The organism is Vibrio sp. 1078-1, assembly GCF_033340475.1.
In genome coordinates, this window is the sequence record NZ_JAWOWM010000030.1 from 1 (window position 1) to 14,019 (window position 14,019).

19 protein-coding genes are annotated in these 14,019 nt (G+C 39.9%); 3 read left to right on the plus strand and 16 right to left on the minus strand.

Annotation, left to right across the window (positions count from 1 at the left end; genetic code table 11):
• Positions 1 to 194 precede the first annotated feature (194 nt).
• From R7190_RS24775 to R7190_RS24800, 6 genes are all read right to left on the minus strand, one after another.
• Positions 195 to 776, minus strand: a complete 582-nt coding sequence (locus R7190_RS24775; protein WP_005483293.1) for a hypothetical protein — start codon at positions 774 to 776, stop codon at positions 195 to 197.
• A gap of 146 nt (positions 777 to 922) precedes the next feature.
• On the minus strand, positions 923 to 1,273 hold the full coding sequence (locus R7190_RS24780) for a hypothetical protein (protein WP_031781288.1): 351 nt from the start codon (positions 1,271 to 1,273) through the stop codon (positions 923 to 925).
• A 136-nt stretch (positions 1,274 to 1,409) separates the two neighbouring features.
• Positions 1,410 to 2,027, minus strand: a complete 618-nt coding sequence (locus R7190_RS24785; RefSeq protein ID WP_025580440.1) for a LysE family translocator — start codon at positions 2,025 to 2,027, stop codon at positions 1,410 to 1,412.
• 149 nt (positions 2,028 to 2,176) lie between these two features.
• Positions 2,177 to 2,653 (minus strand): hypothetical protein, encoded by a 477-nt coding sequence (locus tag R7190_RS24790; RefSeq protein ID WP_222438045.1) that lies wholly within the window; start codon positions 2,651 to 2,653, stop codon positions 2,177 to 2,179.
• The gene (locus R7190_RS24795; protein ID WP_222438041.1) at positions 2,608 to 2,886 is read right to left on the minus strand and encodes a hypothetical protein; all 279 of its coding nucleotides are present in this window, start codon (positions 2,884 to 2,886) and stop codon (positions 2,608 to 2,610) included. The genes R7190_RS24790 and R7190_RS24795 overlap by 46 nt, the downstream gene beginning before the upstream one ends.
• Before the next feature lie 48 nt (positions 2,887 to 2,934).
• Positions 2,935 to 3,933: a hypothetical protein gene (locus R7190_RS24800; RefSeq protein WP_186584952.1), complete on the minus strand. Its 999-nt coding sequence runs from the start codon at positions 3,931 to 3,933 to the stop codon at positions 2,935 to 2,937.
• A gap of 214 nt (positions 3,934 to 4,147) precedes the next feature.
• Here R7190_RS24800 and R7190_RS24805 point away from each other — a divergent pair, with 214 nt between their 5' ends.
• Together R7190_RS24805 and R7190_RS24810 are read left to right on the plus strand one after the other, a co-directional pair.
• The gene (locus tag R7190_RS24805; protein ID WP_017420672.1) at positions 4,148 to 4,393 is read left to right on the plus strand and encodes a type II toxin-antitoxin system CcdA family antitoxin; all 246 of its coding nucleotides are present in this window, start codon (positions 4,148 to 4,150) and stop codon (positions 4,391 to 4,393) included.
• Positions 4,393 to 4,710 (plus strand): CcdB family protein, encoded by a 318-nt coding sequence (locus tag R7190_RS24810; protein WP_021485087.1) that lies wholly within the window; start codon positions 4,393 to 4,395, stop codon positions 4,708 to 4,710. Before R7190_RS24805 ends, R7190_RS24810 begins: the two co-directional genes overlap by 1 nt.
• Positions 4,711 to 5,271: 561 nt before the next feature.
• Here the strand turns inward: R7190_RS24810 and cyaB are convergent.
• The 7 genes from cyaB to R7190_RS24855 form a co-directional block, all read right to left on the minus strand.
• Positions 5,272 to 5,823: a class IV adenylate cyclase gene (gene cyaB / locus R7190_RS24815; protein ID WP_115386074.1), complete on the minus strand. Its 552-nt coding sequence runs from the start codon at positions 5,821 to 5,823 to the stop codon at positions 5,272 to 5,274.
• A gap of 183 nt (positions 5,824 to 6,006) precedes the next feature.
• On the minus strand, positions 6,007 to 6,483 hold the full coding sequence (locus tag R7190_RS24820; protein ID WP_186584950.1) for a GNAT family N-acetyltransferase: 477 nt from the start codon (positions 6,481 to 6,483) through the stop codon (positions 6,007 to 6,009).
• A 153-nt stretch (positions 6,484 to 6,636) separates the two neighbouring features.
• Positions 6,637 to 6,990, minus strand: a complete 354-nt coding sequence (locus R7190_RS24825) for a DUF6404 family protein (RefSeq protein ID WP_029807783.1) — start codon at positions 6,988 to 6,990, stop codon at positions 6,637 to 6,639.
• Between the two features lie 159 nt (positions 6,991 to 7,149).
• Positions 7,150 to 7,797, minus strand: a complete 648-nt coding sequence (locus R7190_RS24830; RefSeq protein ID WP_186584926.1) for a hypothetical protein — start codon at positions 7,795 to 7,797, stop codon at positions 7,150 to 7,152.
• Positions 7,798 to 8,487: 690 nt separating this feature from the next.
• Complete coding sequence (locus R7190_RS24840) at positions 8,488 to 8,766, minus strand: hypothetical protein (RefSeq protein WP_054824883.1); 279 nt, start codon at positions 8,764 to 8,766, stop codon at positions 8,488 to 8,490.
• 209 nt (positions 8,767 to 8,975) lie between these two features.
• On the minus strand, positions 8,976 to 9,851 hold the full coding sequence (locus tag R7190_RS24845) for a DUF2971 domain-containing protein (RefSeq protein ID WP_186584925.1): 876 nt from the start codon (positions 9,849 to 9,851) through the stop codon (positions 8,976 to 8,978).
• Between the two features lie 150 nt (positions 9,852 to 10,001).
• Positions 10,002 to 10,301, minus strand: a complete 300-nt coding sequence (locus R7190_RS24855; protein ID WP_042524654.1) for a hypothetical protein — start codon at positions 10,299 to 10,301, stop codon at positions 10,002 to 10,004.
• 287 nt (positions 10,302 to 10,588) lie between these two features.
• Between R7190_RS24855 and R7190_RS24860 the strand changes: the two genes are divergently transcribed.
• A complete protein-coding gene (locus R7190_RS24860; protein ID WP_186584922.1) occupies positions 10,589 to 10,942 on the plus strand; it encodes a hypothetical protein in 354 nt (117 codons plus the stop codon).
• Between the two features lie 711 nt (positions 10,943 to 11,653).
• On the opposite strand, the gene R7190_RS24865 is transcribed toward R7190_RS24860, so the two are convergent.
• From R7190_RS24865 to R7190_RS24875, 3 genes are all read right to left on the minus strand, one after another.
• The gene (locus R7190_RS24865; protein ID WP_186585030.1) at positions 11,654 to 12,070 is read right to left on the minus strand and encodes a GNAT family N-acetyltransferase; all 417 of its coding nucleotides are present in this window, start codon (positions 12,068 to 12,070) and stop codon (positions 11,654 to 11,656) included.
• A gap of 705 nt (positions 12,071 to 12,775) precedes the next feature.
• Entirely contained in the window at positions 12,776 to 13,174 is a 399-nt protein-coding gene (locus R7190_RS24870; protein ID WP_186584918.1) for a lysozyme inhibitor LprI family protein, read from the minus strand.
• Between the two features lie 206 nt (positions 13,175 to 13,380).
• Positions 13,381 to 13,884: a hypothetical protein gene (locus tag R7190_RS24875; protein WP_186584916.1), complete on the minus strand. Its 504-nt coding sequence runs from the start codon at positions 13,882 to 13,884 to the stop codon at positions 13,381 to 13,383.
• Positions 13,885 to 14,019 lie beyond the last annotated feature (135 nt).

The following is a 14,019-nucleotide window of genomic DNA, read 5'->3' on the forward strand; positions in this document are numbered from 1 at the left end:
ATATGTAGTCTTTAAAAATTCCTAAGATATCCAATTGTTAACTCTTAACTATGTAAATGATGATTTCGTATAACGCCGCGTTAAGTAGTGAGCAACATTGCCACCCAACCTAATCCATTGTGCCGTAAACACTAAATTCAAAGCAAACCGAAAATGCCTAGCGTTGCGAATCTGCCTTAAACGCTTTGTTATGCCTAATATCTATTTGGGAAATGCTTTTTTCCAGCAAGCCATAAATAAATATCAATTTCTCTCAAGCTGAACTCTTCCAAAGAGTAGTACCGACTAAATTCCTTAATTATTTGAACGAACATGCGATAGTTTTTAAGATCATCTTTTTTAAACTGACAAAAGGAATCCCGCCTCTTGAAATGCATGAGCATTTTTTCTACATATGAATCATAAATTGGGTAATCATTGGGTTTATGGTGACTACAATACTTAGTAGCAAAAGAATAGAATCTTCGGGTTTTACCTTTGATTTCAATAGGTGCAACTTCATCAACCAAACCTAGACAACCTTGGTTAAGCTTCTCATCAATGCTCAAACCAAGTATATGCTTTGAAACTGAGTAAGTATCGTAGATATTAGTACTATAAAAGTCATTGAGAGCACTAACCTTTAGCAATACATCTTCTATTTTGTCGTTCTGAGGACAAAACTTTTTAAACAGGTTTTCCAACGACTTTTCTTGAAGAGTGTAACTCTCCAATGTGTGCCAAAGCTCCAAGTAGCCCTTTACAATATCAATACTTGGGTTTTCTGGGAATGTCACCAATATCTCCTTAGGCATAACGCCTTGTTAAGGTGTGAGGCACGCAATACCTAAGCTTCCGCATACCACCTTAACCACCAAACCTAACGCATGGTAAAAATGCCACGCGTGCCGAATCACTCTTGAACAATTTGTTATGCTCGTACTCAAAGAAATTGGAGAATTAAGCAAGTGACAAACGCTGGAAGCCCTGCAATAAAGAAAACCAAACCTGTCTGGAAGTTCATTCTATGCTGCTCTCGTTGGTCTTTTTCGAAATCATGACCTTCTACCATTTTGTAAACTTTATCTGTTCTAGAATCATCCATATGCGCTGTTTTACTATATACGCCACCTTCCCACATAAGCTTTGCTAAAACCCAGTTCACGATAACAACGAAGAACAGAAAGTCGACTGGCTGAGTAGTAGCAAAGAAGGGGACAAACTGAGCTAAGAGAATAACAATCAATGCTGCAGCAAGATTGATTAGCACCACTTTCTTCAGTAAATTGAGCAAAATTCCCTCCTAGAGCATAACGCCGCATTAAGGTGTGAGCAACGCTACCACTTAGCCTAAACCATTACACCGTAAACACAAAAACTCGACTTGAACTAAGAATGCCAAGCGTTGGGAATCACTCTTAAATGCTTTGTTATACCCGTTCTGTTAACGCCAACTTCAAACCCATCGCTGCAAAACCACCCGCAAATATTTTTTGAATAACCAAACTTGCTTTTTCTGAGCGTACAATTAACTCACTAAATGTACTAGCCATTAAGCCATACACAATAAATATACAAAGTGTCATCAACATAAACACCACTCCAAGAACTAGCATACTAAACAATGGCTGCTCTGATTGTGGCGAAACAAATTGGGGCAAGAATGCTAAAAAGAATATTGATAACTTAGGGTTCAAGATATTAATTAAAAAACCTTTTAACGCAATATCTCTGAGCTTCGCATTTGCAGGCTTTTTGTCCAGTGACAAGGGGGAAGAAGCCCTCCACATAGTCCATGCTAAATAGATCAAATAAGCTGAACCACAATATTTGACGACCTGAAATACCAACGCACTAGTATGGAAGATTGCCGCCAACCCAAACACACTCGCCAAAAGTGAAGGAACAATACCAAACGTACAACCAATTGCAGCAAATACGCTAGCTTGTTTGCTATTGAAGAGCCCAGTAGCAACTGTAAACAATACTCCTGTACCGGGTATTAAGACAACAATAAAAGAAGTAATTAAAAATTCTATTGAAACCATGAGGATGCTTCCTTTCCAATTAGGGTATAACGCCCTGTTAAGGGGTGAGCAACGCAATACCGAAGCTCCCGCATACCACCTTAAACACTAAAACCAACGCATAGTAAAAATGCCACGCGTTGCGAATCACTCTTAAACAGTTTGTTAGCCTACAGTTTCCAAAAGTCTCGAGAAATCCTTTCGTGATCCTCTCGGAATAAATCTAAAGCATATGCTTCATTAGAAATTAACAACACCAATTCGACAATAATCGGCTTCAACTCCTCGAAATAACTTTCGACATCTCCCCACTTCAAATTAAAGTCTTTAGGGTCAGCTAAGCGGGGTTCTGTACCATCTTGCCTCATTTCGTAATGAGCAACCAATTTATTGCGTACGTTCCTAATTTTATGATGAAGATCCTTGCCTTTTAGTTCGCTAAATAATTTTTTTGCCTTGTGATAATGCTCATCAAACCTTTGAGACTTGTCTCCCAAATCTCTTTCTTTATGACGCTCTTCCCAGAATGCTCTTGATTCGGGGTCAACGTCGTTTACCCAAGTAATCGTTGTCGGTTTACAGTAGTCCCTTTTTAAAGCCTCTAAAAGAGGCTTAGAGGAAATAAGTTCAAGAATATGAAAATTGATGGAGACGTATTACCTCGGTCAAATGAAATAGCAGCTAACTCACGAACAATATCTAGATACATTGTTATACGCATTAACTCAAGCCCATGACCACCATAAGAATGATCCCACTTATGAATCAAATCAGAATCGTTTAATAGGGGATTAAGCAAAGCTAATTTTCGATCTGCAATAATAAGTCGACTAATCATTGCGGTAGAGTAAGCTCTAACTTTCTTAACTCTGTGTTCCATGCTTACCTCTGTAGGCTAACGCCGCATTAAGGTGTGAGCGGCGCTTGGCTATACTTGAGCGAAGCGAAACTGCCAAGCGTTGCGAATCACTCTTAAATGCTTTGTTATAAATCTGAACTCTATAAGTTTTGGTTGGCAATTTTGTCCATAAAAACCAGAGACTAGAGCCAACGACTTTTTACTTTGGCTAGCCTGCCTATACATACACGCTGCGCGTCCAAAACCCAAAGCAGGTTCATTTTCCTCATGAGAAAAGAAAGCGCTTGAACTAAATTCAAATAGAATACCTGCTACATTACGACCTGCATTTTTGTCTGATACATCTTGCTGCTCTCTAGCGAAATCTGTAATCGCTTTTTGTATTTCCATGTCATACAGACGTACATCGCTTGTTGCTGTAACCGTACCCTCAGGCAAGAGCACATCAGTCACATCCAGTGCTATTAAGCCATACTTATTTTTACGATTTGCAACAATACGTGTATCTATCTGGTTTGATGCTTCTTTGATACGAGAGGCTAATTTTTTCAAAGATTTTATACGTTTGCACTCTACATACAATCTGTCTTTACCAATAGTAACAACCACATCGCAGTCATCCGTTAGGTCGACTTCATAGCCGCCTTTGAGAAACCTAGAGGCAATGTTTAGCTCAAACGCGAAATCTCGTGCTGGGTCATCATTTTGTCCTTTTTTGTTCTTTTTGATTGCTTCGGCACGTATGCTTTTACCAGACATGACATGTTTGATACGGTCTTTTAAGCCCTCATGCTTACCATCCTTAAAAGTATTCCACAAACGGATGATCTGGCACGCTTCGGTCGCTGCTTGCATAAAATGATAGAAATCATCAAGCAGGTCTCGCTCCGTAGGTGCTTTTGCTCCGGGGTTTACAAATGTTTTTAGCAACCGCTCGTAGTCGCCCATTCGAGTACTTTTATATGGAAAACCCATCTCTTCGGATAACCATTTACATGCTTCTGAGAATTCTTTTTTACGATCTGTAAATTCTCCGTGATACATTGCAGTTTTACTTATTTCTAACATTGATATACCCATAACCCTCCGAACTCATGTGATTTATAACGCCGCGTTAAGGGGTGAACAACGCCACCACCTAGTCTAAACCATTGTGCCGTATACACTAAAGCTGAATCAAACTGAAAATGCCAAGCGTTGAGAATCCCTCTTAAACGCCTTGTTATATGCTTGTATTGCACCTATAATTTATGCGCACACACAATACGCATAGGTTACTATCATGAGAAACGCATATAGTACGCAAGCTCCAAAGAAAGCTACAAACTTAAGCTTAAACAGTGAGTTACTTGCTGAGGCTAAACGCTTAAATATAAACCTTTCGGCAACAATGGAAAAGGCACTTGAAAAAGAAGTGAGTCAACGCCTTAAAGCTGAATGGTTAGAGCAAAATGCTGATGCCATTAATGCTTGTAACGAGCTAACTGAAAACCACGGGCTATTTTCTGATTCTTACCGAGTATTCTAATGTCACAATTCTCGCTATACAAAAACAACGATAAAAACACTGCAACCGCATACCCATACTTTGTTGACGTTCAAAGTGAATTGCTTGATACATTGAACACTCGGTTAGTTATTCCGTTGACGCCTACTGAGTTGTTAGAGAAAAAAGCACCCAGTCACCTATGCCCCGTAATCCATATTGATGAAGGTGACTTCGTAATTCTGACTCATCAAATGGCAAGTGTACCAACCAAAATTCTAAGAGAGCCTGTAAACGATCTAAGCACTTTTAGAGACGAGATCATCTCTGCTATCGACTTTCTGATTACTGGCATATAACGCCGCATTAAGGTGTGAGCGACGCTTGGCTACACTTGAGCGAAGCGAAACTGCCAAGCGTTGGGAATCACTCTTAAATGCTTTGTTATGTTTCGCTATCGACTTAGTCAAAAAGTGAGTGTTCTACCCAGTTGACCGTCAGTTTTAATGTTTTATTGAAAACATTAAGATTGTTGAAAAAGCAGTGTTCACCAACTAGCACTGAACGATCTTTGTCTAAAACTTCAATATCGAAATACGCCTTGTTTTCTATTGAATCACTGGCGAACTTAGCTAAGTTGTCATCTATCCCTTGTAACGAATAAACTCCTAAATTCTTGTTTCTCGATAAACTTGAAACACTATCCAAATTGAAGTTACAACCATCAATTATTATTCTCATTTACGCACATGCTCAAACTATGGAAAATGCCAACAATACTGGATATAAAAACAGCATTCAAGTGGTATTACGCAGTTTTCAATCGGAAACATAACGCCGCATTAAGGTGTGAGCGACGTTTGGCTATACTTGAGCGAAGCGAAAATGCCAAGCGTTGCGAATCACTCTTAAATGCTTTGTTATGCGTACTTTTCCTCGAACATCTGTTTATAGGATTTATTCTGCAATGCTGAACCTGTCAACCCAAACTTGCTAGCTAGGGCTTCAAGTTCCGACCTATAAGCAATTAGCATTGATTCATCGTCTGTCATGATAGCGAACTCAGCAAAGTCGCCAATACCATCTAATGAATCAACCGTGATATGAAACTTGCCAACGAAATAGATACTTCGAGTTTTGGTAGCCTTTAACGTAATTTCGTACCCCATAGTTTCAAGCATACTTTTAGCATTTTCTGCATCAGTGATATTAGTCGCTTCACATCGGTCTGCCTCAGGGCCTTTTACAATCCAAAGCTTAATACCCGAAGGCTTCATAGTACGAATACAGACACTCTTATTCTGCTGATACAATGATTTATCAGGAGTATCAAAATAACAATCGGATTCTAGATTGTCCTCAACCATTATTTCATGAGGTATATTTTTCAAAACATTCATGAAATTAGTCTTCGACTCAAGGCGGTACTTTAGCTCTACCTCATACTTACCTTGAAAATGCTCATCGCTCATCTTGGGATCCTATAACAAAATGCGAATTTTACCATAAGAGAGAGTAGCTAATCATGCTCGTACGCATAACGCCCTGTTAAGGGGTGAGCAACGCAATACCAAAGCCGCCGCATACCACCTTAAACACTAAAACTAACGCATAGTGAAAATGCCACGCGTTGCGAATCCCTCTTGAACAGTTTGTTAGGTACGTAGCCAAAGTTGGTAAAAGTCTGTTTCATCATGCTTGGGATTTTTGCGCACGAACTCCCAACCATGGCGCTTATAGAATGTGAGAGCTCGATGGTTAGTCGGGCTTACTGAAAGTACAGCACGCAAACAACCCGCTTTACTCAAAGTGCTTACAATATAATCCTGCACTTTTGGAGCGAGCCCTGAACCACGAAAATTCGGCTTTAAGTAAATGAGATGCACATAGCCAGTCTCCGGCTCGGGTGAAAAGCTACGAAACTCTAACTGCCCTGCAAACTGACCATCCACAAATATATGGATATAGAACCATCCTGATGTTGCTAACCGGTCTAAGACTCGTTCACGATAACCACTGATGAAGTCGTCGAAACCATCGTAATGCCCAAAACTACAAAAGTATGCATCTTTTCTCGCAGCAACGCATAATTCGAAATCATCAATGTTTATCTGCCGAAAAGCAATTTCCATACTTACCTTTTCCTTCAAGCACCTAACGCCCTGTTAAGGGGTGAGCAACGCAATACCGAAGTCGCCGCATACCGCCTTAAACACTAAAACCAACGCATGATGAAAATGCCACGCGTTGCGAATCCCTCTTGAACAGTTTGTTAGGTTTTGGGCTTATTCTCCCAATGAACCCCAGTCTGTTAGATTTAATTGCTTGCGTCTAATGTAGTAGAAGGTTGCCATAACTAAACCAAACAATGCGCCAGTAAGTAACGAGATATAAACTGCTTCTAAAACTGGTTTACCTAGTTCGTTCCACACAAGAAACCATTGGAAGATTCCCCAAACAGGAGCAAAGAAAACCACACAAAGCATAACGTTTGCGAAAAAACTCTGATAATAAGGCGGCGGAAAACATAGTCCAAGTTTACGCAACAACTTTACAAGTGGAGGATTGTAGTTCGACTTCCAAACACCTTTGTCACTTAATTCTTTGTGCGCAAGTTGTAGCTTCGTTTCATAATCCATTATCCAAAATCCTCGAATTCGATGTTTCCCGTGGAGAAACCTAACGCCGCGTTAAGTAGTGAGCGACGCCTACACCTAACCTAAATCATTACACCGTAAACACAAAACTCAATTTGAACCCAAAATGCCACGCGTTGCGAATCTGCCTTAAACGCTTTGTTATGTTTTTTTACGCTTTTCCAACTCTACAGAAAACTGTTCTGTGTACATATCTACTTCTTGTATATTCTTAAATTCTGATTTTTCGTATACAGATAGTTCTTGCATGAAATATTCAATATGCTCGGTTACTTCGTAAATTTCAGAGTAATTTATATCTGTCATTTCCTTTAACGACTTTTCACATAATCGGAGCTGAGCATTTTCATCTGGAGTTCTGCCATTGACCGGATTGGCTTGCCATTCATAATGTTTTTTGCTGCGCTTGTCATAATTTAAAAGCGACATATTAACAGTCTGCTGAACCGTAATAATATTGTAAGCTAAAACATTATTATTAATAAGAAGAAACTTAACGTCACGTAAATCCAAATAAGATACATTTTTAGGTATTTCGGTTGGTAAAACTTTCTTAAACCTTTCATTATCATTTTCGTGTTGTGACAGGTACTCTTTAATCGTTTTTAATAGCGTGTGTTGTAACCTAAGTTGCATTTGCACATTACAAAACTCCTTTAATCGCCCCTGAATTTCAATCTTATTTCGCTGCTCTCTCTCTATTTTATAAGCAGCCCAAACACCAACAGAAGCAGCTATAAATGTTACGAGAAACATCTCAATTAATTTAAACCACTCTAGTGCTTCCATCTAAAACCTCAAGTTGATTAAAAACATAACGCCCAGTTAAGGGGTGAAGCACGCAATACCGATGTTACCGCATTGCACTTCAACACCGAAATCAAACGCATACCAAAAATGCCACGCGTGCTGAATCCCACTTGAACTGTTTGTTAGCACGCTGCCCTTTAAGCTTTTAGAGTGCGACAACCTACTGAAATATAGCACGAAACTTATGGTTTAAAACACTGAAACCAACTGGACAACTGCCAAACTGAAAACTAACTTCAAGACGTAAGTTGGTTAGAAGAAAAACATGCTTAATTACCCTTTTCACCGCTTTCAAATTAGCAAAGGATACGGGCTTCGGACTTTAACAACAGCTTCAAAGAAACCTAGCATTGACGAAAACATCTCAGCACTAAAGAAACCACACAAGAGAAATAGCCCAAAAGTTAGAAACCGTAAACGCTGAAAGCAAAGCGAAAACTTCACATCTAGTGCCACCGGAGCGAACATGAAAGGCACATTTGATCCGGTGTAAAGCCATGAAAAGACACCAATAAACACCAAGACTTTTGACCTATTATGCCAAACCAGTGCTAACGCCCTGTTAAGGGGTGAGCAACGCAATACCGATGCCGCCGCATACCACCTTAAACACTAAAAGCAACGCATAGTGAAAATGCCACGCGTTGCGAATCCCTCTTGAACAGTTTGTTAGGCGACATTTCTACGTTTAACTTCTTTCTCATACGAAGATTCGTTGTATAGCCAAATAACCCAAAATGCGAAAAACATCCCGATCGTGTAAATGGAGTAATTAAGAGCATTATCCGATAAGAAAATCGTAATGCTTGCCGCATCAGAAGATGGATAAAGGAAAATAACATTGAAAATCATGTACAAGATGGCTGTGACGAAAGTTGTTCTGAAAAGCCAATTTAAACATCCTTTCTTTCGCGATTTTTGCCAATTATCAAATGCTTTACCATTCATTAACCCACTCCTTTTCTGTTAACTGAAGCTAGACTCTCGCCAAGATACTATCACTACTCTATCGTTTATCTCATGTCGCCTAACGCTGCATTAAGGTGTGAGCAACGCTACCACGAAACTTAACCAGAGCACCGTAAACACAGAACCCAACTATGGAATGAAAAATGCCATGCGTTGGGAATCACTCTTAAATGCTTTGTTATCTTTATCTACCAGCTATTGAATGGAATCGAAGATATTTTTGTCGTCACATGCTCGATTGCTTCACTTTTAAGAAGCTGCTTAACAGATTTTTCACACCGATGAGGGTTTGGGTTAGGTCCAATATAGATCTCTTTAATTATCTCTGGATAGTCTCTAATCAAAGGCAAGACTAGGTATGGCACAATATGAGACTTTGAAACTCTATACTGAATATTTTCTGACGGATTACGGGCAACTATTCTCCATTCGGATTCTTCGTGAAACCCAGAATGTTTAATAAGAGGCGCACACTCGTTTACTTGCTCACAGAGCCAATCCGTAGCTGCTGTTGCCTCTTCTTTAACCTGACCATTCGTAGTCCTTTCACGTTCACTAAGAGTAAAAGTTACTTGTTCTTTGCTGTTTAAAGCATCGTAATCTGCTCGCGTGATGCTAGGCTTTGGGAAGATATCTAAACACTGACTTGTTATATCAACAATCCTACTTGACTGTATTTCACTGTCGTAAATACATTTCTCTAGTCGATACCCTTGATTTTCACAGTATGTATTGAGTATTTCAGAGTCAAATCCTATTGATACGCCTGCCCCTTGCGGACAATAACCTCTCCATTGACTCAACAAATCTGCATTTTCGCTAAAACTAGCAACGTAAACATCATGCTTTACCATATGTTCTAATGAGTCTCGCACCGCCCAACCAAATGCCTCAAGGTAATCGTCATCCATAAATATGTTTCCGGAGACGGTTTTAGCAAATGAAAGTGCATGAATAAATTCACTTGAATCATTCAAATACTCACAATGGCTAGCCCATACCGACTTACCAGTAATAACACCAATCAAGCCTTGTAAGCTTGTGTAATGATAAAGTGTACTCAACTAAAATTTTCTCCATAAAGATAACGCCCTGTTAAGGGGTGAGCAACGCAATACAAAAGCCGCCGCATACCACCTTAAACACTAAAACCAACGCATAGTGAAAATGCCACGCGTTGCGAATCCCTCTTGAACAGTTTGTTAGAGCGCAACTCACAGGTTGAGCAGAACTTTCAAAAGAGAATTTACCAAGGAAGAGATTCCTAGAAAGAGAACTACTGGCAAGCCTATCGCTATTATCAGTTTAAACTCGACAAATTGACCTACAACGGCATCGCCATACCTGCCACCCAGAAACTTTCTCGATTCGTCACCTACTGTCGATTTGACTTCATCTGTAACTGTCTTGCGATCTTTACCGATGAATTCTTTAAACAACATAAAGCCGAAAGGAGCGATAATAATGCCGGCGATAAGATATGAAATGTATTCAATTATGTCCGTCATATTCATTATTTTTTCTCCTGCGCTCTAACGCCCTGTTAAGGGGTGAGCAACGCAATACCGAAGCCACCGCACACCACCTTAATCACTAAAATCAACGCATAGTAAAAATGCCACGCGTTGCGAATCCCTCTTGAACAGTTTGTTATAGCAACTATTCAACTTTATGTATACGAAGAACTATTTTACCCATATAATCCGCGCGCAAATTTGGAGTGCATAGATTAATGACCAAACTCCCTTGTGCTAAATTGCATGGAATAAAAGGGATGCGGCACTTTTTAAATTAAAACGAAATGAAGAAGTTTGTATTTGCCTTAACTTTGCTAGGTACAATCAACGTAGCTTTTGCTTCTCAAGAGTATGGCTGTGTCCAGTATCAAAAAGCTGATTACTCATGGGGAGACCCGTACAAAGTTCCTGTCACAATAGTTACAGGCTCACAACTAAATGAGGCAACAAATAGCTACAAGTACCAATCGTACTCAAATTACGCGATTGCAGAATGGCCGAACGGTGGGTACAGCGCTTTGGAAATGCCTTCATACTATAATGATCTACCTTACTCATACACAAATACGAAAGATCAAAACGGCAGAAAGTATCGAATAAAAGAAGCACCATCATACGGCGCTTGTTCATCTTACTAATTCCGTACTGGCCACTATTACAGGTGGCCTTTTAGTTGCTATAACGCCCAATTAAGTAGTGAGCAACGCAATACAAAAGTCTTCGCATTGCACCTTAAACACAAAACTCACTGCAAACCAAAACTGCCACGCGTTGCGAATCTGCTTAAATTGTTTGTTATGCGATTTGTACGCATACGCTAAATTGACCAACGAAAACATTACCCTAAACACGAAAAACTACAAACGCGCAGATAACTTTTTGTGATTCAAAAACCAGCGAATTCAGCATTTCGTAAAAAGGTCGCCACAAGTGTGGAACACTGATTTAAAGCGAAGAATTAGCTTTTGCTCGAGAAAAACTCAACGAACCGAAATTTCAGCGAAGACCTACTTTCCGTAAACTTGCCCTTTCCACACTTTGTACCCGACAAACTTTCCACTACCAAATGCAATTTTTAATGAGGCAACTTCACGAACTTTGGCATGTTTTACGGTTTGAGTGATTGAAAAATTTGAGCCGAAAATACTGATTTGCCGAAACCAAAAAACGAATTGCCAAAGAGAACGCAATTGAAGATAGATTAAAATTTAGCTTTGTCGCATAACGCCCTGTTAAGGTGTGAGCAACGCAATACCGAACCACCGCATACCACCTTAAACACTGAGTTCAACGCATAGTGAAAATGCCACGCGTTGCGAATCACTCTTAAACAGTTTGTTATGTGCGTACTAAACGTTGACACTGTTAGAAGAATTGAAAGAAAACATACGAACTTCGTCGCGAGGAAACCAACCTAATTTTTCGTAGAAAGACTGCGCATTAATGTTTTCATTTGCGACGAATAGATGCGTTTTGGCTATACCTACTTTTGATAGAGCTTCCACTGCTGACGATATGAGCTTTGCACCAACGCCTTTACCTCGAAAAGTTGAATCAACAGCCAGATGCTGCACATAACCTCGACGACCATCAGTCCCAACTAAAATAGCACCAATAATATTGTCATCATCCAATGCGACAAAACTAAGGTTTGGATTGCGTTTTAGGTACTTACCTATGTATTCCTTTGAATCTGCATCTCGCAGCAACATCGCTTCTGTTGTTGACCACAAGCCGATTACTTGCGAGTAATATGAGATATGCATTTCTCTTATCACTACCGTTTTCCTCTAAGCACATAACGCCTTGCTAAGGTGTGAGTAACGCAATACAAAAGCTACCGCACGGCGCCTTAAACACATAAGCCACCGCAAAGTGAAAATGCCACGCGTTACGAATCACTCTTAAGCAATTTGTTAGTACATGCGCTACTTCTATTTATGCGCTCCAAGATATTGAAAAGTAGCATGATATGAAAGGCTTTGAACACTGAAGTGAGACGGGCAGCTACAAAACTTTACCCCGATTGAAAGACGAAAGCTGGCTAGAAGAAAAACGCACTGAACTGCCCTACTTTCACTGGCTTTAAATTAAAAAAGGATTCTATCCTCGTCACTCAACAGCCACACCAAAAGTAATCAAGGCTCTCTCAAAAAACACCACGAAAATGAAAAAGTGCCAAAGAAATAGGCTAAGAGTTAGAAGCCGTAAACGGTGAAATCAAAGCGAACACTCCGCATATAGTGCCACCGGAAAGAACGTGAAAGGTACAAACTGAAAGGTGTAAAGACGAGCGCCAAAACAGATAAGCACCAAAACTTATGATCTTTGATGTCAAACCCGTACTAACGCCGCATTAAGGTGTGAGCAACGCTACCACCAAGCCTAAACCATGGCGCCCTAAACACAAAACCCAACGATGACACCAAAAATGCCAAGCGTTGGGAATCACTCTTAAATGCTTTGTTATATTAATTTATATTCTCGAAGTACTTTTTTAGAGCTAAGGCTCGTTCTTTTGTAATTTCAGTTATATCTGAAAGGGCGGTTAATCCCCACATGCTCCCTCGCTTGGAACCATAAATTGATTTGATATTGGCAACTTCAAGGTCACGATATTTAATCCATGAGCGTTGAGATTCTCGCAAACTGGACTTTTGACTACTATCCAAAACGTTCATCAACGTTTTGTAGTAATAGTTCAATTCTGCATCCCATTGTTCATGAGCTTTGCTACCGCAATTTCCTATGCCGGCGGTGCTTGAGTTGTCGGATATACATGCTTCTAGCTCAACATCAATAGGGTGTTCAATTTGAGCAAATGAGCTAAAAGATGTCAGTAATAATAAAGGCAAGAATACTTGTTTCATACAATCTCCATATGTAATGACAAGAGCAACGTTACACATATGATGGAGCACGGACAACAATTAGGCTCAATAATACGATCAATACCTAGTTGATATTTTGTGACTTGACGAATTAATATAACGCCGCATTAAGGTGTGAGCGGCGCTTGGCTATACTTGAGCGAAGCGAAACCGCCAAGCGTTGCGAATCACTCTTAAATGCTTTGTTATGCAGCTGCTAATTCCACACGCATTAACTTAATCAGCTCTTCGTAACTGCTATAAAATTTATCATACGCTTCTTTTTCGGGTTGTTTGTACTTTAGCGTCGGAGCAGGAGATTGGATTGTGATATAAGTTTGATCACCAATTTTTTGTGTCGCAGGAAATGCCTTGAAATACAGAGGCATCCAATCTTGAAATAGATCAGCCACATAGAAATATTGCTTAGCAACATCACTTGAAGCGATAAGGTTAATTTCGCCGGTTAATTTGCTAAACGCCTCTGACAAGTTATTGCTTTCGTAGTTTCTAGTACACTTGATTGCACTTTCATACAACTCATGTGTTCGAACATACAGTGCCTTTTTCTCGTTAAACTTAGCGTCTGCCGTTGCTTGTTCACGCGCTATCTCACTTGTTCGATGTGTTAATTTCCACATTGTAATTGCTGAGATTGTGGTGAACACCCCCGCTACTACAGCTGCTATCACTGCAACATACTCTTTCATAATACTCCTTGGCTGCATAACGCCCTGTTAAGGTGTGAGCAACGCAATACCGATGCCTCCGCATACCACCTTAAACACTAAAACCAACGCATAGTAAAAATGCCACGCGTTGCGAATCACTCTTAAACAGTTTGT